Origin of the sequence: Kitasatospora sp. NPDC048286 (assembly GCF_043201735.1) — a bacterium.
Taxonomy (GTDB): Bacteria; Actinomycetota; Actinomycetes; order Streptomycetales; family Streptomycetaceae; genus Kitasatospora.
Window position 1 is genome coordinate 65,022 of sequence record NZ_JBICZE010000012.1, and the last position, 17,957, is coordinate 82,978.

Sequence of the window (17,957 nt, forward strand, 5' to 3'; positions counted from 1 at the left end):
GACCGGACGCCCCGCCTCCTCCCGGGCCCGCTACGCTGTGCCTTCCCCAGTGTGATGATCTGCCATCAGAGGACGTGGCCATGACGACAAGTCAGGACTTCCCCCACCAGGGCCAGCAGGACGACCACGCGACCGAGCTCAGCCAGTGGGAACGTTTCGGTGTCGACACCACCGCCCCGCACTCTGCGCGCGTCTACGACTACTGGCTGGGAGGAAAGACCAACTTCCCGCCGGACCGCGCCATGGGGCAGGCCATCGAGCAGGCCGTACCGAGCGTCAAGGCGATGGCCAAGGCCAACCGGGCGTTCCAGGGCCGGGCCGTGCGCTACCTCGCCCAGGAGCACGGCATCCGCCAGTTCCTCGACCTCGGCACCGGCATCCCGACCTCGCCGAACACCCACGAGATCGCCGAGGCGGTCAGCCCGGGGACCCGGGTGGTCTACGTCGACAACGACCCGATCGTGCTCGCCCACGCCCGCGCGCTGATGGTCTCCAGCCCGGCCAGCCGCACCACCTACATCCACGCCGACCTGCGCAAGCCCGAGGAACTGTTCGCCGACCCGGCGCTCACCTCCACCCTCGACCTCACCCAGCCGGTCGGCCTGCTGATGATCGCCGTGCTGATGCTGATCGCCGACGAGGACGACCCGTGGGGCCGGGTCGCCGCGCTGCGCGACGCCCTGCCGGTCGGCAGCTGCATCGCGCTGACCACCCCCACCCCGGACTTCGACCCGGAGGCCGTCGGCAAGGTCGCCGAGGCCGCCCGGGCCGGCGGCATGACCCTGGTGCCGCGCGGCTACGACGACGTGGTCCGCTTCTTCGACGGCTGGGAGCTGGTCGAGCCGGGCGTCGCCCCGGTGCTGGCCTGGCGCCCGGACGGCGAGCCCCCGGCGGACCCGAAGGCGGCGTACTACTGGGGCGGCGTCGCGATCAAGCGCTGACGCCACCGGCACGCCTCCGTCCGACGGGCCCCGTCGGACGGAGGCGTCACTTCAGCAGCCGCGACAGCCGCCGGTCCGCCAACGGCTTGCCCCCGGTCTGGCAGGTCGGGCAGTACTGCAGCGAGGAGTCCGCGAACGACACCTCGCGGATGGTGTCCCCGCACACCGGGCACGGCGAGCCGGCCCTGCCGTGCACCCGCAGTCCGAGCTTCTTCTCCGCCTTCAGCTCCCCCGCCGCCAGCCCCCGCGAACGCTCCACCGCCTCGCGCAACGTCCCCCCGAGCGCCTCGTACAGCCGGGCCACCTCGTCCTCCGTCAGGCTCCCGGCGATCTTGTACGGCGACATCCGCGCCGCGTGCAACACCTCGTCCGAGTACGCGTTGCCCACCCCGGCCAGCACCCTCTGGTCCCGCAGCACCCCCTTGAGCCGCCGCCGCTCGCCGCGCAACAGCCCGGCGAAGTCCGCCAGGCCGAACCCCGGGTCCAGCGGGTCCGGCCCGAGCCCGGCCACCCCCGGCACCTCGGCCGGATCGCGCACCACGTACACCGCCAGCCCCTTCTTCGTCCCGGCCTCGGTGAGCTCGAAACCGTCCCCGGCCTCCCCCGCCAGCCGTACCCGCAACGCCAGCGGATTGCGCGGCCCCGGCCGCGGCGGCTCGGCGGGCAGCCTGTCCTTCCACCGCAACCACCCGGCCCGAGCCAGGTGCACCACCAGGTGCAGCCCCTCCACCTCGATGTCCAGGAACTTGCCCCGCCTGCTCACCCCGCCGACCGTCCGCCCCTCCAACCCCGTCACCGGCGGATCGAACGTCTTCAACGCACTGATCGCCACCGGCTGCACCCGAGCGATCACCCGCCCGGTCAACCGCTCGGACAGAAAGGCACTCAGCGCCTCGACCTCAGGCAGCTCCGGCATGCGCCCAGTCTCCCCCGCCCCGCCCCCACCCGCGCGCCAAAAAGCCCCAGACCCCACCCCCAACAGACCCCACCACCCAGCGAGGGAAACATCCCCACCCCCAGCAACCACCCACCCACCCCTCCCCCTCCCAGGCGAGAGGGACGCGCTGCGGGAGGGGGCGGCGGAGGGGGTGGGTGCGGAGAGGGGCGTGGCGGGTGATTTTCAGACTGCCAACGGTCTCAACGCCCCACCGCCAGGGTTGGCAGTCTGAAAATCATCCAGCCCCCGGAGCACCCACCCCCGGAGCCGCCCCCGGCCCCCACCCTCCCGAAAGCCCCGTCCACCCCCAGCACCCCAGCACCCCCCGTTGCCCACCCCACCCCCAGGGCGCAGGCTGGAACACAGGGAGGTGCACCGCACCATGAGCACCCTTGAGGAACAGATCGACATCGCCGTCCCCGTCCTCGCCGCCTGGGAGCAGCTGCACCGGGTGCACGAGTACCCCCAGTTCGTCGACGGCGTCCGCAGCGCCCACCCGCACGGCCGGAACCTCGCGCACCTCGGGGTGGAGATCGACGGCGACGAGCGCTCGGTCGACGCCGAGATCACCGACCGCGGCCGGGGCCGGGTGATGTCCTGGCGGACCACGGACGCCCCCCGGCTGCGTGGCACCTTCGCGCTGCTGCCGCTCGACGCCGGGCACACCCGGGTGCAGATCCGGGTGGAGTACGACCCGGACGCGGTGCACCGGGAGTTCGGCGGGCCGCGCGGCTTCGCCCAGGCCGGGGCGATCGAGCGGGCGGTGCGCGAGGATCTGGACCACTTCCGGGAGCTGGTCGAGGCGCGGGTGAACGAGGCCGAGGCCCACCCGGAACCGTCGGGCACCCCCGCCCCAGCCCCCGACCACCACCGCCCGTAAGCGCTGCATAAGCCCAGCTCAGGACGGGTGGTGAGGCTCTTCACAGCTCACCACCCGGCAGACCATTCCAGTTTCAACCTGTGGCAGACTCGGGTCCCATGGACATCGGCCCGGCCACCAGGACGCTCCGCGCGGCGGTCTTCGCCGCGCTGGTCGTACTGCTCGCCGGGCTCGGCCAGGTGCTGGTGACCGGCCGTGCGCTGCCGGTCGGCCCGATGCTGCCGGCCTTCGCCGGCGTCTTCGCGGTGGCCTTCGCGCTGGCCGGCCGCGAGCGCGGCTACCCGGCGATCGCGGCGGTGTTCCTGCCGCTGCAGCTGGGCACCGGCGCGCTGTTCGACCTCGCGCAGAGCACCTGTCCCTCGCTGCCGCCCGGTGCCGGGCACGGCCTGCGGCCGCTGCTGTGCGGCGGCGGCTCGCTCGGCGGGTTCCTGCTCGGCCACGGCGCCTCCGCGCAGACCGGCGTACTGCTGCTCCTGCTCGTGCTGCACACGGTGATCGCGCTGGCCGGCGCCTACTGGCTGCGCCGCGCGGACGCCGCGCTGTGCTGCCTGGCCGGTGCCGTCCGGATGCTGGGCGAGTTCCTGCACCGCCACCTGCCCGCCGCCGCCCGCTGGCTGCGGCTGCTGTTCGCCCCGCTGCCGGCCCGTCCGCCGGCGCGGGTGCCGTTTCCCCGGGCCAGCCGCACGCTGGTCCCCGCCGAGGACGTCGTCGTCCGTCCGGCCGTCCGGCGCGGTCCGCCGGTGTTCGCCCTGGCCGCCTGAGCGACGGCGCTCCCGCCCGCTCGACCGGCTGTTCTCTCCCCTCCCCACGGTCCCCGACCGGCCCCTCCACGCGGTCCCCGACCGACCGCGTGCCTCCCCGTACGCCCGAGAGCACAGGACGACACCCCATGAGCAACACCCGCAAGGCCGACAAGAAGGCCTCCGCCACCGACCGCATGCGCGCCGCCCGGGCCCAGGCCGAGCGCTCCGACCGGATCCGCCGCCGGGTGGTGGTCGGCGGCGCCTGCGCCGCCGTGCTCGCCCTGGCGGCGGGCGTGGCCTTCGCCGTCGGCGGCTCCTCCGGCTCCGGCTCGGGCGCCGCGAACGGCCCGCTGGTCGTGCCGGCCAACGCGGGCGGCACCGGCGGCACCGTGATCACCTACGGCAAGGCCGACGCCCCGCACACCCTGGAGGTCTACGAGGACTTCCGCTGCCCGTTCTGCGAGCAGCTGGAGACGACCACCGGCAAGGCAATCCAGCAGCTCGCCGACGAGGGCACCTACAAGGTCGAGTACCACCTGGCGACGTTCCTGGACAACAACCTCGGCGGCAAGGGCTCGCGCACCGCGCTGGCCGCCGCCGGCGCCGCGCTGAACGAGGGCGTGGACAAGTTCAAGGCCTTCCACGACGTGCTGTACGCCAACCAGCCGGACGAGCGCAGCGACGCCTTCGGCGACGTCAACCACATCCTGGACCTGGCGGGCCAGGTGCCCGGTCTGAAGACCGACGCCTTCGTGAAGGCGGTCACCGACCAGACCTACGCCCCGTGGGCGGCCAAGGTCAACGAGGAGTTCAACAAGAGCGACGTGACCGGCACCCCGACCGTCAAGCTGGACGGCAGGAAGCTGGACGTCCTCAGCAACGGCAAGGCCGTCTCCCCCGAGCAGTTCACCGCGATGGTCAAGCAGGTGACCGGATGACGGCCGGCTCCCCCGCCGTACGGCCCACGTACGGCGCGAGCCGCCCGTTCGCCTGGCTGCTGCTGATCGGCGGCGCGGTCGGCCTGTTCGCCTCGACGGTCCTCACGCTGGACAAGATCCGGCTGCTGGAGGACCCGTCGTACGTCCCCAACTGCAACATCAACCCGATCATCAGCTGCGGTTCGATCATGCGCAGCGAGCAGGCGGAGGCCTTCGGCTTCCCCAACTCGCTGATCGGGCTGGTCGCCTTCGGGGTGGTCGTCGCGGTCGGTGCCGGGCTGCTCTCGGACGCGGCGTTCCGGCGCTGGTTCTGGCTGGGCCTGCAGGCCGGGACGGTGTTCGGGGTCGGCTTCGTGACCTGGCTGATGTACCAGGCGCTGTACCGGATCGGCGCGCTCTGCCCGTACTGCATGGTGGTGTGGGCCGCGGTGATCCCGCTGTTCTGGTACACCACGCTGCACAACCTGCGTTCGGGCGTGCTCCCGGTGGGCCCGCGGCTGCGGGTGGCCGTCCGGGAGGCGGCCCGCTACCACTGGGTCGTCCCGACGCTCTGGTACGCGGCGATCGCGCTGCTGGTCCTCAACCGGTTCTGGTACTACTGGAGCACCCTGATCTGATCCCCGTCCGCCGCCCTGCCCGCTCCGGCGGGAGGGCGGCGGACCGTCCTCCCCGTGGGGTGCCATGCGTCGCAGGATCGTTCTCTTCGTCTCCGTGTCGGTCGACGGCTACTTCGAGGGCCCGGACCACGACCTCGGCTGGAACCTCGTCGACGACGAGGTGCACACCCACTTCAACCGGGTGCTCGCCCGGATGGGTGGTTTCGTCTCCGGCCGGGTGACGCACGAGCTGATGGCCTCCGTCTGGCCCACCGCCGACCAGGACCCGGACGCCGACGCCGTGACGGCCGAGTTCGCGGGCATCTGGCGCGACATGCCGAAGACCGTCTTCTCCCGCACCCTCGACCACGCCGACTGGAACACCACCGTCGTCCGCGAGGTCACCCCGGAGTCGGTCGCCGCCCTCACCGCCGGTCCCGGCGGCGACCTCGCCCTCAGCGGCGCGAACCTGGCGGCGTCCTTCCTGGCCCAGGACCTCGTCGACGAGTTCCGCTGCTACGTCCACCCCGTCGTTCTCGGCCGCGGCACCCTCTTCTTCCGCCCCGCCGACCACCCCGTCCCGCTCACCTTCAAGGACACCCACCGCTTCACCAACGGCGTCACCCTGCTCCACTACGAGCGCGGCGGCCCGTCCCCGCTGGACGGGTGACGGGCCGCCGCTGCGCTCGGGTCAGAAGGTGTACGCCTCGACCTCGGCGAGGAGTTCAGCACAGCGCTCCTCGCTGATGAAGGAGGCGCGGAAGGAGTTCGCGGCCAGGCGGCGCTGGGCCTCCTGGTCGAGGCCGAGGGCCTCGCGGACGGCGCGGAAGTTGTCCTCGACGTAGCCGCCGAAGTAGGCCGGGTCGTCGGAGTTGACGGTGACCAGCAGGCCGGCGTCCAGCATCTCGCCCAGCGGGTGGTCGGCGAGGGTGTCGACGCAGCGCAGCCGGACGTTGGAGAGCGGGCAGACGGTCAGCGGGATCTGCTCGCGCACCAGGCGGGCGACCAGCTCGCCGTCCTCCAGGCAGCGCAGCCCGTGGTCGATCCGCTCGACGCCGAGGACGTCCAGCGCCTCGGTGATGTACGCGGCCGGGCCCTCCTCGCCCGCGTGGGCGACCCGGCGCAGCCCGGCCTCGGCGGCCCGGCGGTACACCTCGCGGAACTTCACCGGCGGGTGGCCGACCTCGGCGGAGTCCAGGCCGATGCCGGCGATCCGGTCGAAGTAGGGGCGGGCGGCCTCGAAGGTCTCCAGCGCGGACTCGGCGGACTCGTCCCGCAGGAAGCACATGATCAGCTGGGTGCTGACGCCGTGCCGTTCCTCGCTGCGCTCCAGTGCCCGGGTCAGGCCGTCCACCACCACGCCCAGCGGGACGCCGCGGGCGGTGTGCGCCTGCGGGTCGAAGAAGATCTCCGCGTGGCGCACGCCCTGCTCGGCGGCGCGGGCGAGGTAGGCGTCGGCGAGGTCGGCGAAGTCGTCCTCGGTGCGCAGCACGGCCATCAGCGCGTAGTAGAGGTCCAGGAAGGACTGGAGGTCGCTGAAGGAGTACGCCTCGCGCAGCGCCTCGGTGTCGGCGTACGGCAGCTCGACGCCGTTGCGGGCGGCGAGCTCGAAGGCGAGCTCGGGCTCCAGGGTGCCTTCGATGTGCAGGTGGAGTTCGGCCTTGGGAAGCGGCATGTGCGATCTGTCCAGCGGTAGCGGGTGGACCCGGAGGTGACGGAAGGATCATCCTATGAGCTTGTCGACGTGGGGGCTCGGCGGGCGACCCGCCCGGACCTGCCCGGCCGGCCCCGACCGGGTGCACCGGCGACGCTCCGCGGGCACCCTGTAGGAGGGGACTTCCGCCGAGGAGGCACCGAGATGCGGCACGCCGAAGACCCGCACATCCGGCCCGCGGGCATCTCCCCCCATGCCCTGGGCAACGACACGCTCCTGCACGAGCTGGAACAGCTGCACCGCACCCGCCACGAGACCTTCCTGTACGGCTCGGAGGACGCGCTGAAGCGGCACACGCTGCGCACCGGCGAGCTGGAGGCCGAGTACCTGCACCGCTTCCCCAACCGGCAGGTCACCGCGGCCCGGACCAGGGCCGGGGCCAGGGCCAGGGAGGCGGCCGCCCGGGTGGAGTCGCTGCCGGAGTGACCGGAGCGGGCCGCGCGCCCGCCGGGACACGCCGGGCGCGCGGTGGTGTGCCCGGAGCCGGGCCGTCGGAGAGGGTGTGAGGGCAGACGCACCGGACCCGAACCTCCTGGGAGCCCCGCATGCCCATCGCCAGCGTCAACCCCGCGACCGGCGAGACCGTCCAGACCTTCGAGCCGCTCGACGCGGCCGGCATCGAACGGCGGCTGGCCCGCGCCGAGGCCGCCTTCCACAGCTACCGCGGCACCTCCTTCGCGGCCCGCGCCGAACTGCTGCGCCGCGCCGCCGACCTGCTGGACCAGGAGCAGGAGGCGGTCGCCCGCACCATGACCGAGGAGATGGGCAAGCCGCTCGCCGGGGCCCGCGCCGAGACCGCCAAGTGCGCCAAGGCGATGCGCTGGTACGCGGACAACGCCGAGGCGCTGCTCGCCGACGAGCACCCGGCCCCGGCCGACGTCGCCGACTCCGGCGCCGCCCACGCCTACGTCCGATACCGCCCGCTCGGCCCCGTGCTGGCCGTGATGCCGTGGAACTTCCCGCTGTGGCAGGTCGTCCGGTTCGCCGCACCGGCGCTGATGGCGGGCAACGTCGGCCTGCTCAAGCACGCCTCCAACGTGCCGCGCACCGCGCTGGTGATCGAGGAGCTGTTCCAGCGGGCCGGCTTCCCCGAGGGCTGCTTCCAGACGCTGCTGATCGGCTCGGGCGCGGTCGAGGGCGTGATCCGGGACCCCAGGGTCGCCGCCGTCACCCTCACCGGCAGCGAGCCGGCCGGGCGGGCGGTCGCGGCCACCGCGGCGGACGTGGTGAAGAAGGCCGTGCTGGAGCTGGGCGGCAGCGACCCGTTCGTCGTCCTGCCGAGCGCCGACGTGGACGAGGCGGCGCGCACCGCCGTCCGGGCCCGGGTGCAGAACAACGGCCAGTCCTGCATCGCCGCCAAGCGCTTCATCGTGCACACCGACGTGTACGACCGCTTCACCTCCGCCTTCACCGAGGCGATGCGCGCGCTGAAGGTCGGCGACCCGATGGACGAGGGCACCGACGTCGGCCCGCTGGCCAGCCGCCAGGGCCGGGACGACCTGGAGGAACTGGTCGAGGACGCCCGCACCCGGGGCGCCCGGGTGGAGTGCGGCGGCGGGCGGCCGACCGGCTGGGACTCCGGCTGGTTCTTCGAGCCGACGGTGCTCACCGGCATCACCCCGGCGATGCGGATCCACCACGAGGAGACCTTCGGCCCGGTCGCCACCGTCTACCGGGTGGCCGACCTGGACGAGGCGGTGGCCGTCGCCAACGACACCCCGTTCGGGCTCAGCGCCAACGTCTGGACCACCGACGAGGCCGAGCGGGAGCGCTTCGTGCGGGACATCCAGGCCGGCGGGGTGTTCTTCAACGGGATGACGGCCTCCCACCCGGCGCTGCCGTTCGGCGGGGTCAAGCGTTCCGGGTTCGGGCGGGAGCTGTCCGGGCACGGGATCCGGGAGTTCTGCAACGTCACCACGGTGTGGATCGGCTGAGCCCTCCCGGGCCCGCGCCCGCCCCGGGCCGGTCAGGATGCCACGCGGTGGCGGCCCGGCCCGGGGGTCATCCAGCGGGCGATCACGCCGCCCAGCGCGATGAGCGTCAGCCCCCAGAAGATCGCCATCGGTATCAGCACCGGCAGCAGGCTCACCTGGACGGCCACCATGCAGAGGCCGATCGAGAGCGCGACCATGAACGTCACCACGGTGGGGCTGAGGCTGAGCAGCCAGTGCCAGGCGCGGTGCCCGAAGCCCCGGTTCCGCTGGGCTTCGGGCTCGGCCTGTTCCTTGGCGTCGATTTCCTGGTAGGTCAGCAGGTCCATCGGGATCGCCTCCAATGCTGGACGGCTGGACGGGAGGAACGCCTGGCCCGGGAGGGTCAGGAGGCCTTGCGGGGAGCCGAGGACTTCCGGGCGGTGGTCTTCTTCGCGGCCGGACCCTTCGCCGAGCCCTTCGCCGAACCCCCTGCGGAGCCGCCGGTGGTGGTCTTCGCGGTCGCCTTCAGGGCGGCGTTCGGGGCCGACTTCGCGCCGGTCCGCTTCGCCGGGGCGCGCCTGCGCGGCGCCGGCTCCTCCCCCTCGGCGTCCTCGGCGCCGCCCGGCCCGCCGCCCCGCCCGCCCTTGGCCTGCTTGAGGCTGCTGCGCAGCGCCTCCATCAGGTCGATCACGTTGTCCGGCGCCTCGCCCGGCTCCTCCTCGTGCGGGACCTCCACACCCTCCAGCCGCGCGGTGATCACCTGCTGCAGGGCCTGCTGGTAGTCGTCGTGCAGCTGGGAGAGGTCGAAGTCCTCGGAGAGGGTGTCCATCAGCGACCGCGCCATCTTGAGCTCCTGCGGCCGGACGGTGACGTCCCCCTCCGGCGCGATGCCGGCCGCCGGGCGGACCTCGTCGGGCCAGATGCAGGTCTGGAGCACCAGGGTGTTGTCGTGCACCCGCAGCACCGCGGGCGACTCCCGGGTGCGCAGCGCGATCTTGGTGACGGCGATCTGCCCGGACTCGGTGAGCGCGTCGCGCAGCAGCGCGTACGGCTTGGCGGCGGCCTTGTCGGCGACGCCGACGTAGTAGGCCTTGGAGAACATCAGCGGGTCGATCTCGTTCTCGTCCACGAAGGCCAGCACATCGATGATCTTCTTGCTGGGCAGCGGCAGGTCGGCGAGGTCCTCGTCGGAGAGCGTGACGGTCCGCCCGTCGGGGGACTCGTACCCCTTGGCGATCTCCGCGTACGGGATCTCCTTCTCCTCCCGCTCGCAGTACCGCTTCATCCGCACCCGGCCGCCGTCCTTCTCGTGCACCTGGTGCAGCGGAACGTCGTGCTCCTGGGTCGCGGAGTACAGGTGGACGGGGATGCTGACCAGCCCGAAGCTGATCGTCCCCTTCCAGGTGGTCTGCATGGGGTCGCTCCTGACCGGCGCCGGGAGCCGGCCGGCGCCGCGAACGCTCGGGATGCTCCTGCGGCATGCCCCGAGAGTCCCACTGTGCCTGGATTTGCGAGGATCGGCCACACCGCGCCGACAATGGGCCGAGGAGGTCGATGCGGATGACCGCCCGTAGCCGGGAGGACCGGCAGGACCGGGCCGGGCCGCCCCCACCGGAGCGGTACGGCTACCTGGTGACGTACGCGGTGCGGGGCGAGCCCGGCACCCGGCGCGCGGAGGTGGCCGTCCTGCCCGGATACTCACAGGAGGAGGACATCCCCCGGATCCTGGCCGCCCGGCTGACCGGGCGACCGGCGGACGAGACCTCGATCACCGTCCTCGACGTGCGGCCGATCTGACCGCCCACCCACGGGCGATTTGAGCCCCAACAGAGCTTGGAAACCTCTCAAAAGGCTGACGAGGCGTCAGATTTGAGGTTTTCATGCCACCTTTCCACCCACCCCGACCAGGTCTTTTGCGTTCGTTGAGCGAACAGTTACCAAAAAATTGTTCCGATCATCGGTGCGTAGAAGTTAGGTTGCGACGCAATGCGCGGGCAAGTCCCCCACCCTCCGGCACGACGAGTCGAGGGTCACACCGCGCTGGAAAGGCACAGGGTCCCGAGATGAGTGCGGACACCACCAGGCCCACCACGGCCACCAAGCTCCCCCAGCAGACCGGTCCGGTCGGACACGGCGGCGACGGCCACCTGAAGGCCGGGCTCAAGAACCGCCATCTGTCGATGATCGCCATCGGCGGCGTGATCGGCGCCGGCCTGTTCGTCGGCTCCGGCGCGGGCATCGCGACCACCGGCCCGGGCATCCTGCTCTCCTACGCCCTGGCCGGCGCGCTGGTCGTGCTGGTGATGCGGATGCTCGGCGAGATGGCCGCGGCCGACCCGCAGAGCGGCTCGTTCTCGGCGTACGCGGACCGCGCGCTGGGCCGCTGGGCCGGCTTCTCCATCGGCTGGCTGTACTGGTTCTTCTGGGTCGTGGTTCTCGCGGTCGAAGCGACGGCCGGTGCGAAGATCCTCAACAACTGGGTGCCCGGCGTGCCGCAGTGGGGGTGGGCGCTGATAGTGATGGCGGTGCTGACCGCCACCAACCTCTTCTCCGTGGCCTCCTACGGCGAGTTCGAGTTCTGGTTCGCCGGGATCAAGGTGGTCGCGATCGCCGCATTCCTGGTGATCGGCACCCTCGCCGCCTTCGGCCTGCTGCCCGGCACCCACGCGGTCGGCGCCAGCAACCTCACCGGCCACGGCGGCTTCCTGCCGCACGGGGTGGGCGCGGTGTTCACCGGAATGCTCACCGTGGTCTTCGCCTTCATGGGCAGCGAGATCGTCACCCTGGCCGCCGGAGAGTCGGAGGACCCGGAGAAGGCGGTCAGCAAGGCCACCAACAGCGTCATCTGGCGCATCGGGATCTTCTACCTGGGCTCGATCCTGCTCGTGGTCACCCTGCTGCCGTGGGACTCCGCCGACGTCAAGGCGAGCCCGTACGTGGCGGTGCTGGACCACATCGGCATCCCGGGCGCCGGCCAGGTGATGGACGTGATCGTGCTGACGGCGGTGCTGTCCTGCCTCAACTCCGGGATGTACACGGCCTCCCGGATGGCCTTCTCGCTGGGCCAGCGCGGGGACGCGCCCAAGGCCTTCGCCACGGTGACCTCGCGCGGCGTGCCGCGGGTGGCGATCCTCTCCTCGGTGGTCTTCGGCTTCGTCGCGGTCTTCTTCAACTACACCTCGCCGGACACCGTGTTCGCCTTCCTGCTCAACTCCTCCGGCGCCGTCGCGCTCTTCGTCTGGCTGGTGATCTGCGCCACCCAGCTGCGGATGCGGAAGATCATCGAGCGTGAGATGCCCGAGCGGCACACCGTCCGGATGTGGCTGTACCCGTACCTGACCTGGACGGCCATGGGCATGATCGGGTTCGTCATGGCGTACATGTTCACCGACGCCGACGGGCGCAAGCAGATGTACCTGTCGCTGGTCGCCGCAGCCATCGTGCTGACGGCCTCGGCCGTGGTGGGCCGACGGCGGCGGGCCGCGGTGGCGGCGGGCTCCTGACCCGCCCGCCCCGTGCGGGAACGCCGGGCCCGGGAGCCGATGTGGAGGCTCCCGGGCCCGGTGCCGTTTCTCCGGCGCCGTCCCGCCGGGCGTCCCGTTGGCCGGTCGGCTCGACGCCCCGCCGGGCGTCCCGCTCGCCGCCCCGTTCGCCCTCCCCAGTTTGACCAAGGCACGTCAAGGGGGATGCCTGGGCCAGCGCTCCCCCACGAGCACTTCCCGACCCTCACCGGGAGACCCCGTGCCGATCCCGCCCGCCCCCACGCCGCCCTCCCCGCCACCGCCCCGTGCGGAACCCGAGTCCGCACGCCTGCGCTTCGGCCGTCGGCTGCGCCACTGGCGCGAAGCCCGCGGCCTCAGCCAGGCCGAGCTCGGCCGGCTGCTCGGCTACCACGACTCGCTGATCAGCCGGGTGGAGAACGCCCGCCGCTGGCCGCCGCCGGGGATGCCCGACCGGGCCGACGAACTCCTCCTCGCCGACGGCGAACTGGCGCAGCTGTGGCAGGCCCTCCAACGGGAACGCCGACGCCTCGGCGAACTCGCCGCCGCCGCCCGGAAACCGCTCGCCGCTGGCACCGCCCCACCGGACGCCGCCACCGTCGAGGTGCTCGCCCAACTGCTCGCCGTCTACCGCGCCGCCGTCGGCCGGATCGGCGGCGAGGAGCTGGCCGCCGTCCTGGAGCACCACGCCCGCACCCTGGCCGGCCGGCCACGCACCGGCCCGCGCGAGAGCCCCGCCGCCGACCGTTCGCTCGCCGCCCAGTACGCCGAGCTCGCCGGCTGGGCCCACTTCGAGGGAGACCGCCACGCCCACGCGCTCGGCTGGTACGCCACCGGGCTGGAGTGGGCCCGCGCGAGCGACGACCGGGCCACCACGGCCGCCCTGCTCGCCCGCCAGAGCACCCTGTACTGGTGGCACGGGGACGCGGCCACCGCGCTCACCCTGGCGGAGGCCGCCCGGAGCACCGCCCCTCCCCTGCCGGAGCTGTGGGCCTGGGCCGCCGTCGTCCAGGCCCACGCCCACGCACTGGCCGGACAGGCACCGCAGGTCCACCGGACCCTGGCGGACGCCCGGCGGCTGACCGGCGCCGCACTGCGCTCCGGCGCGCCGACGCCCTGGACGGAGCGCGCCGAACTGGTCCTGGCCGTCGCCCATGGCACCTGCCACCGGGACCTCGCCCTCCACACCGGCCGCACCGCCCACGCCCACGCCGCGGCGGACCGGCTGGAGGCGGCCCTGCGACTACTCGACCGGGCCGCCCGCCCGCGCGACCACGCCCTGATCACCGCCCGCCTCGCCGGCGCCCGCGCCCTCGCCGGTCACCCCGACGCCGCGGCCGCTCTGCTCTCCCGGCTGCCCCCGAACACCACCGGCCGCATCGCCCGCGAGCAGCGGCGGGCCGGGGAGTGGCTGCGCCGGTGAAAGCCCGGGCTCCGCGGCCCCGGCCCGGACGCCGCCGCCGGTGAAAGCCAGGACGCCGCGCGGGCGCCCGGACGCACGGCAGCGGGGCCGGCCACCACCTGCGGGAGTGGTGGCCGGCCCCGCCGGACCGGTCCGGCGGCCCCTGCGGGTCGGCTCAGAGGCCGGCCGCCGCCGAGGCGATGGCCGCCGCGTACGTGCTCACCTGGGAGTAGACGCCCGGGTAGCCCGCGCGGGCACAGCCGTTGCCCCAGCTGACGATGCCGACCTGGACCCAGCGGCCCGCCGCGTCCTGGCGGACCATCGGGCCGCCCGAGTCACCCTGGCAGGTGTCGACGCCGCCCTGGGAGACGTAGCCCGCGCAGAGCGAGCCGGCCTTGTTCAGGCCCGGGTAGGCGCCGGCGCAGGTGGCGTCGTCGACGAACGGCACGGTGGCCTTGAGCAGGTACCGCTGCTGGGCGCCGCCCTCGCTCGCGGCGCCCCAGCCCATGATGGTGAAGGTGCCGTTGTCGTAGGCGGTGGAGGTGGCGATCGGCAGGGTGCTGACCAGGCTGCCGCTGATCGGCGAGGCCAGCTTGATCAGCGCCCAGTCGTCGCCGTTCTCGGCGCCGGTGAAGGCGGGCGCCTGGTAGACGTACGAGGAACGGACCTTGATCGCGGTGCCGCTGCGCAGGTCGACCGCTCCCGCGGTGACGGTGATGCTGCTGTCGGCGCCGGTGCCGTCGACGCAGTGGGCGGCGGTGAGCACGATCTGCGAGGTGTAGAGCGCGCCGCCGCAGCCCATCGAGAGCCGCACCATGAACGGGAACTCGCCCTGCGCGGCCCGCGTGCCGCCGACCACGCTCGGCGACGGCGCGGGCGAGGCGGCGGCGGGCAGCACGAGCGTGCCGACGCCGAGCACCAGACCGACCAACAGGCTCATCAGCCTGCCGAGTTGACGCTTCATCGGACTCCTCCTTGCAGGTGGGGGAAGACCGAGAGTGGCCCGGCAGGCGGCGCTACAGGAGGGGGGCGCCCTTGCCGGTCGAAACTGGCAGGAACACGGCAATGCAAGGTTCCGGGCCGGGAGGCCCTAGGGTGATCGCCCATGCGGGATCTTGTGGCGGGGATGAAGTACCTGGTCGAGGGCCAGAAATGGGTGGGCCGGCACGGCCGCTGGTGGGGCTTCGGGATGCTGCCGGCCCTGCTCACACTGGTCGGCTACGTCATCGCGCTCGCCTTCCTCGGCGCCTGGGCCAAGGACCTCGCGGACTGGGCCACCCCGTTCGCCGACCACTGGGGCTCACCCTGGCGGGAACTGCTGCGCGACGCGCTCGCGGCGATCGTCTTCGGCGGCGGACTGCTGCTCTCCCTGCTCACCTTCACCGCGGTCACCCTGGTGGTCGGGCAGCCCTTCTACGAGGCGCTCTGCGCCGAGGTCGACGAGACCGAGGGCGACGCGCCCGCCGCACCGGACACCGCGCTCTGGCGCGAGCTGCTGACCGCGGTGCGCGACAGCCTGTACGTGCTGGTGCGGGTGGCCGCGTTCGGCGTGGTGCTGTTCGCCTGCGGGTTCATCCCGGTGGTCGGGCAGACGGTGGTCCCGGCGCTCGGCTTCCTGGTGTCCGGCTTCTTCATGACCGTCGAGCTGACGGCCGTCGCCCTGCAGCGGCGCCGGGTGCCGCAGCCCGAGCGAATCCGGCTGCTGCGCGCCCGGCTCGGGCTGGCGCTGGGTTTCGGCACACCGCTGATACTGGCCTTCCTGGTGCCACTGGTCACGGTGCTCGCCATGCCGGGGGCCGTCGCCGGCGCCACTCTGCTGGCCCGCGACCTCGTCCCGACCGCACCGCAGGAGGAGCGGGAGAGGCCGGCCCCCGACGTCTCCGCCCCCGACGCCTCCACCCCCGACGTCTCCACCCCCGACGTCTCCACCCCCACCGGGTCGCCCGTCCCGGGCAATCCGTACGCGACCCCCTGAGGCCGTGACCCTCCGCTCACGCTGCGCCGACATCGGGTGGGCAAACGTGTGAGCCCGCCCACAGGGGGATCGCCATCCACGATCCCCGATAGTGGACGCGCGCCCCGGTGCCCCCATCCCGACGCCGTCGAGGCGCCCCGGGCGGACCGTCCACGACCGCGCTCCGCCTGAAGAACACAGGCCACCGTCGGTGTCGACGCTGCGATCCCTCACCGCCTCCCGGACTCTGCCGTCGGATGGGCAATTCGGGCAAATACTCACAAACCAACCGCCGATCCTCGCCATGCCGACTCCGCAGCCACGATCCGGCGTAGTAGAGAACGCCTTTGCCACCCGTCCTCGGCCCTGCCAAGAATGGCCCGTCGCCAGGCAGCGCAGCCTCACCTCCTCCGCCGCCGCGCTGCCCGCCCGCCCCCGCCTCTCCGGCCGGGGCGCAACGGCCGTCCAGGGCGGCCGCAGCGGGCCCCGCTCACCCGGAGCCCGCGCGATGCCCCGCCCCCGGTGCCCACCGGCACGGCCCCCGACGGAGAAGGATCGTCCGCCCGATGCAGCTCAGCCAGCTCAGCCATGCCCGCCGCAACTCCCTGATCACCGGTGTCGCCACCCTCGTGGTCGCGAGCGCCGCCACCGCCGCCCTCGCCATCCCGCAGGCCGGGAACAACACCGAGGCCGCCCCGGTGGCCGCCGTGTCGGCGGACGGCCGGCCGGTCACCGAGCCGGGCCAGGCCGATACCGCTGCCGCTGCCGCTGCCGCCGACGCGCAGGCCGCCCAGGAGGCCCAGGCCAAGGCCGAGGCGGACGCCGCCGCCCAGGCCGAGGCCCAGGCGCAGGCGCAGGCCGACGCCAAGGCCGACGCCGAGGCCGCCGCCTCCCGCTCCCAGGAGCGCCAGAACCTCGACAGCGCGCCGGCCGCCTACTCCGGCACCCCGCAGCAGATCGCCGCGCAGATCGTCCCGGCCGGCCAGCTCCAGTGCTTCAGCAACATCGTGTTCCGCGAGAGCAGCTGGAACCCGCTCGCGGTCAACGCCTCCTCCGGCGCGTACGGTCTGGTCCAGGCCCTGCCCGGCTCCAAGATGGCCTCCGCGGGCGCCGACTGGCGCACCAACCCGGCCACCCAGATCAAGTGGGGCCTGAACTACATGAACACCCGCTACGGCAGCCCCTGCGCCGCCTGGTCGTTCTGGCAGGCCCACCACTGGTACTAAGCCGGACCCGTTCGGCCCACCGGGGCCCGCGACGCACCTCGCGTCGCGGGCCCCGGCGCACATCGCCGCAGGTCGGGACGGGCGTGGACACGTCCGGCAGGCGGCGTGAAGATATGGCGCACGCTCGTACGATTTGCCACCGATTGCTCGGAATTACGGACCGTCAGGGCTTTGCCACGGTCCGCAGGCCCACTTACGCTCCGGCGTCATGCCCTCACCCCTGATCAGCGTCGTGGTCCCCGCCTACGACCAGCACGGACAGCTCGCCGACTGCCTGGACTCGCTGCTCGCGCAGTCCCTGGCCGACATCGAGGTGATCGTGGTCGCCGACCGCTCCCCCGAGACCGCGGGTGGGCTCGCCGACGCGTACGCCGCCCGGCACCCGCGGGTGTCGGTGCTGCACCTGAACGCGGCGGTCGGGGTCGGGGCGAGCCGGAACGCGGGGGCGGCGCGGGCGGCCGGCGAGTACCTGCTGTTCCTGGACGCCGACCACCTGCTGCCCCGGGACGCCCTGCGGACGCTCGCCGACCGGCTCAAGCAGACCGGGCCGGTGGACGTGCTGCTGTTCGGCCACTCCCGCCGCCACCAGGACCGGGACTGGCCGGGCGGGGCCGAGGCGTTGCTCGCCGAGGCCGGCCCCGAGCCGTTCGCGCCCTTCGACCGGCCCGAGCTGTTCGGCGCGCCGCCGCTGATCTGGGACCGGCTGCTCCGCCGCGGCCACTGGGCCGAGCTGGGCCTGGCCTTCCCGCCCGGCCGCTACGAGGAGGTCCCGGTGGCGCACGCGGCGCTGCTCGGCGCCCGGAGCGCCGCCGTGCTGGCGCGCGAGTGCGTCCAGCTGCGACGCCGGGAGACCGTCCACCCGGCGGGCGGGCCCGGCAGCAGCGTCTTCGACCTGTTCGAACAGTACGAGCGCAGCTTCGCCCTGCTGGAGGACCAGCCGCACCTGTACGCGGTGCGCGACGCGCTGTTCGTCCGGATGATCCGGCACTACCTGTTCGTCTTCGACCTGGCCGGCTGCGTCCCCCGCACCGAGCGGCCGCAGTTCTTCCACCGCGCCGCCGAGCACCACCGGCGCTTCCAGCCGCCCGGCCACCGCCGGCCCGGCGGCCGCGAGGGGATCAAGTTCTCGCTGCTGGCGGGCGGCGCCTACCCGGCGTTCGAGGTGGCCAAGCTCTCCCACATCGCGCGCGGCACGCTCACCGGGCGGAAGTAG

At 73.3% G+C, this 17,957-nt stretch carries 19 protein-coding genes; 14 read left to right on the forward strand and 5 right to left on the reverse strand.

What is annotated here, in order from left to right:
* Window positions 1–80 precede the first annotated feature (80 nt).
* Window positions 81–941: an SAM-dependent methyltransferase gene (locus tag ACGF13_RS27275; RefSeq protein ID WP_392879826.1), complete on the forward strand. Its 861-nt coding sequence runs from the start codon at window positions 81–83 to the stop codon at window positions 939–941.
* A 46-nt stretch (window positions 942–987) separates the two neighbouring features.
* Here the strand turns inward: ACGF13_RS27275 and ACGF13_RS27280 are convergent, their stop codons facing one another.
* Window positions 988–1,857, reverse strand: coding sequence for an Fpg/Nei family DNA glycosylase (locus tag ACGF13_RS27280; protein WP_392879829.1), 870 nt, complete (start codon window positions 1,855–1,857; stop codon window positions 988–990).
* Between the two features lie 403 nt (window positions 1,858–2,260).
* Here ACGF13_RS27280 and ACGF13_RS27285 point away from each other — a divergent pair, with 403 nt between their 5' ends.
* The 5 genes from ACGF13_RS27285 to ACGF13_RS27305 all read left to right on the forward strand — a co-directional run bounded on the left by ACGF13_RS27285 (window position 2,261) and on the right by ACGF13_RS27305 (window position 5,705).
* Window positions 2,261–2,758 (forward strand): SRPBCC family protein, encoded by a 498-nt coding sequence (locus ACGF13_RS27285; protein WP_392879831.1) that lies wholly within the window; start codon window positions 2,261–2,263, stop codon window positions 2,756–2,758.
* Window positions 2,759–2,856: 98 nt separating this feature from the next.
* A complete protein-coding gene (locus ACGF13_RS27290; RefSeq protein WP_392879834.1) occupies window positions 2,857–3,519 on the forward strand; it encodes a hypothetical protein in 663 nt (220 codons plus the stop codon).
* Window positions 3,520–3,647: 128 nt separating this feature from the next.
* Window positions 3,648–4,439, forward strand: coding sequence for a DsbA family protein (locus ACGF13_RS27295; RefSeq protein WP_392879836.1), 792 nt, complete (start codon window positions 3,648–3,650; stop codon window positions 4,437–4,439).
* Window positions 4,436–5,056, forward strand: coding sequence for a vitamin K epoxide reductase family protein (locus ACGF13_RS27300; protein ID WP_392879839.1), 621 nt, complete (start codon window positions 4,436–4,438; stop codon window positions 5,054–5,056). The genes ACGF13_RS27295 and ACGF13_RS27300 overlap by 4 nt, the downstream gene beginning before the upstream one ends.
* 64 nt (window positions 5,057–5,120) lie before the next feature.
* Window positions 5,121–5,705 carry a dihydrofolate reductase family protein gene (locus ACGF13_RS27305; RefSeq protein WP_392879841.1) on the forward strand — a complete coding sequence of 195 codons (585 nt, stop codon included), beginning with the start codon at window positions 5,121–5,123 and terminating at the stop codon, window positions 5,703–5,705.
* A gap of 21 nt (window positions 5,706–5,726) precedes the next feature.
* Here the strand turns inward: ACGF13_RS27305 and ACGF13_RS27310 are convergent, their stop codons facing one another.
* Window positions 5,727–6,710 carry an adenosine deaminase gene (locus ACGF13_RS27310; RefSeq protein ID WP_392879843.1) on the reverse strand — a complete coding sequence of 328 codons (984 nt, stop codon included), beginning with the start codon at window positions 6,708–6,710 and terminating at the stop codon, window positions 5,727–5,729.
* A 183-nt stretch (window positions 6,711–6,893) separates the two neighbouring features.
* Here ACGF13_RS27310 and ACGF13_RS27315 point away from each other — a divergent pair, with 183 nt between their 5' ends.
* Together ACGF13_RS27315 and ACGF13_RS27320 are read left to right on the forward strand one after the other, a co-directional pair.
* Window positions 6,894–7,175 (forward strand): DUF6158 family protein, encoded by a 282-nt coding sequence (locus ACGF13_RS27315; RefSeq protein ID WP_392879845.1) that lies wholly within the window; start codon window positions 6,894–6,896, stop codon window positions 7,173–7,175.
* 119 nt (window positions 7,176–7,294) lie between these two features.
* Complete coding sequence (locus ACGF13_RS27320) at window positions 7,295–8,683, forward strand: NADP-dependent succinic semialdehyde dehydrogenase (RefSeq protein ID WP_392879847.1); 1,389 nt, start codon at window positions 7,295–7,297, stop codon at window positions 8,681–8,683.
* Window positions 8,684–8,715: 32 nt separating this feature from the next.
* On the opposite strand, the gene ACGF13_RS27325 is transcribed toward ACGF13_RS27320, so the two are convergent.
* Both ACGF13_RS27325 and ACGF13_RS27330 read right to left on the reverse strand, forming a co-directional pair.
* Window positions 8,716–9,009: a hypothetical protein gene (locus tag ACGF13_RS27325; protein WP_392879849.1), complete on the reverse strand. Its 294-nt coding sequence runs from the start codon at window positions 9,007–9,009 to the stop codon at window positions 8,716–8,718.
* Between the two features lie 56 nt (window positions 9,010–9,065).
* Window positions 9,066–10,076, reverse strand: a complete 1,011-nt coding sequence (locus tag ACGF13_RS27330; protein WP_392879852.1) for a Ku protein — start codon at window positions 10,074–10,076, stop codon at window positions 9,066–9,068.
* Window positions 10,077–10,222: 146 nt separating this feature from the next.
* Here ACGF13_RS27330 and ACGF13_RS27335 point away from each other — a divergent pair, with 146 nt between their 5' ends.
* The 3 genes from ACGF13_RS27335 (at window position 10,223) to ACGF13_RS27345 (ending at window position 13,585) form a co-directional block, all read left to right on the forward strand.
* A complete protein-coding gene (locus ACGF13_RS27335) occupies window positions 10,223–10,459 on the forward strand; it encodes a hypothetical protein (RefSeq protein WP_392879854.1) in 237 nt (78 codons plus the stop codon).
* Window positions 10,460–10,725: 266 nt separating this feature from the next.
* Window positions 10,726–12,165 (forward strand): amino acid permease, encoded by a 1,440-nt coding sequence (locus ACGF13_RS27340; RefSeq protein ID WP_392879856.1) that lies wholly within the window; start codon window positions 10,726–10,728, stop codon window positions 12,163–12,165.
* Window positions 12,166–12,403: 238 nt separating this feature from the next.
* The gene (locus ACGF13_RS27345) at window positions 12,404–13,585 is read left to right on the forward strand and encodes a helix-turn-helix domain-containing protein (protein WP_392879858.1); all 1,182 of its coding nucleotides are present in this window, start codon (window positions 12,404–12,406) and stop codon (window positions 13,583–13,585) included.
* A 154-nt stretch (window positions 13,586–13,739) separates the two neighbouring features.
* On the opposite strand, the gene ACGF13_RS27350 is transcribed toward ACGF13_RS27345, so the two are convergent.
* Window positions 13,740–14,528, reverse strand: coding sequence for a S1 family peptidase (locus ACGF13_RS27350; RefSeq protein ID WP_392879861.1), 789 nt, complete (start codon window positions 14,526–14,528; stop codon window positions 13,740–13,742).
* A 141-nt stretch (window positions 14,529–14,669) separates the two neighbouring features.
* On the opposite strand from ACGF13_RS27350, the gene ACGF13_RS27355 reads away from it, so the two are divergent.
* The 3 genes from ACGF13_RS27355 (at window position 14,670) to ACGF13_RS27365 (ending at window position 17,957) form a co-directional block, all read left to right on the forward strand.
* Window positions 14,670–15,539, forward strand: coding sequence for an EI24 domain-containing protein (locus ACGF13_RS27355; protein ID WP_392879863.1), 870 nt, complete (start codon window positions 14,670–14,672; stop codon window positions 15,537–15,539).
* A 545-nt stretch (window positions 15,540–16,084) separates the two neighbouring features.
* Window positions 16,085–16,744, forward strand: a complete 660-nt coding sequence (locus ACGF13_RS27360; RefSeq protein ID WP_392879865.1) for a transglycosylase SLT domain-containing protein — start codon at window positions 16,085–16,087, stop codon at window positions 16,742–16,744.
* Between the two features lie 208 nt (window positions 16,745–16,952).
* Complete coding sequence (locus tag ACGF13_RS27365; RefSeq protein WP_392879868.1) at window positions 16,953–17,957, forward strand: glycosyltransferase family 2 protein; 1,005 nt, start codon at window positions 16,953–16,955, stop codon at window positions 17,955–17,957.

Excerpts from the sequence above, each read along its gene's own strand:
- ACGF13_RS27275 (WP_392879826.1), top strand. The coding sequence starts at position 81 with ATGACGACAAGTCAGGACTTCCCCCACCAGGGCCAGCAGGACGACCAC.
- ACGF13_RS27280 (WP_392879829.1), bottom strand. The coding sequence starts at position 1,857 with ATGCCGGAGCTGCCTGAGGTCGAGGCGCTGAGTGCCTTTCTGTCCGAG.
- ACGF13_RS27285 (WP_392879831.1), top strand. The coding sequence starts at position 2,261 with ATGAGCACCCTTGAGGAACAGATCGACATCGCCGTCCCCGTCCTCGCC.
- ACGF13_RS27290 (WP_392879834.1), top strand. The coding sequence starts at position 2,857 with ATGGACATCGGCCCGGCCACCAGGACGCTCCGCGCGGCGGTCTTCGCC.
- ACGF13_RS27295 (WP_392879836.1), top strand. The coding sequence starts at position 3,648 with ATGAGCAACACCCGCAAGGCCGACAAGAAGGCCTCCGCCACCGACCGC.
- ACGF13_RS27300 (WP_392879839.1), top strand. The coding sequence starts at position 4,436 with ATGACGGCCGGCTCCCCCGCCGTACGGCCCACGTACGGCGCGAGCCGC.
- ACGF13_RS27305 (WP_392879841.1), top strand. The coding sequence starts at position 5,121 with ATGCGTCGCAGGATCGTTCTCTTCGTCTCCGTGTCGGTCGACGGCTAC.
- ACGF13_RS27310 (WP_392879843.1), bottom strand. The coding sequence starts at position 6,710 with ATGCCGCTTCCCAAGGCCGAACTCCACCTGCACATCGAAGGCACCCTG.
- ACGF13_RS27315 (WP_392879845.1), top strand. The coding sequence starts at position 6,894 with ATGCGGCACGCCGAAGACCCGCACATCCGGCCCGCGGGCATCTCCCCC.
- ACGF13_RS27320 (WP_392879847.1), top strand. The coding sequence starts at position 7,295 with ATGCCCATCGCCAGCGTCAACCCCGCGACCGGCGAGACCGTCCAGACC.
- ACGF13_RS27325 (WP_392879849.1), bottom strand. The coding sequence starts at position 9,009 with ATGGACCTGCTGACCTACCAGGAAATCGACGCCAAGGAACAGGCCGAG.
- ACGF13_RS27330 (WP_392879852.1), bottom strand. The coding sequence starts at position 10,076 with ATGCAGACCACCTGGAAGGGGACGATCAGCTTCGGGCTGGTCAGCATC.
- ACGF13_RS27335 (WP_392879854.1), top strand. The coding sequence starts at position 10,223 with ATGACCGCCCGTAGCCGGGAGGACCGGCAGGACCGGGCCGGGCCGCCC.
- ACGF13_RS27340 (WP_392879856.1), top strand. The coding sequence starts at position 10,726 with ATGAGTGCGGACACCACCAGGCCCACCACGGCCACCAAGCTCCCCCAG.
- ACGF13_RS27350 (WP_392879861.1), bottom strand. The coding sequence starts at position 14,528 with ATGAAGCGTCAACTCGGCAGGCTGATGAGCCTGTTGGTCGGTCTGGTG.
- ACGF13_RS27355 (WP_392879863.1), top strand. The coding sequence starts at position 14,670 with ATGCGGGATCTTGTGGCGGGGATGAAGTACCTGGTCGAGGGCCAGAAA.
- ACGF13_RS27360 (WP_392879865.1), top strand. The coding sequence starts at position 16,085 with ATGCAGCTCAGCCAGCTCAGCCATGCCCGCCGCAACTCCCTGATCACC.
- ACGF13_RS27365 (WP_392879868.1), top strand. The coding sequence starts at position 16,953 with ATGCCCTCACCCCTGATCAGCGTCGTGGTCCCCGCCTACGACCAGCAC.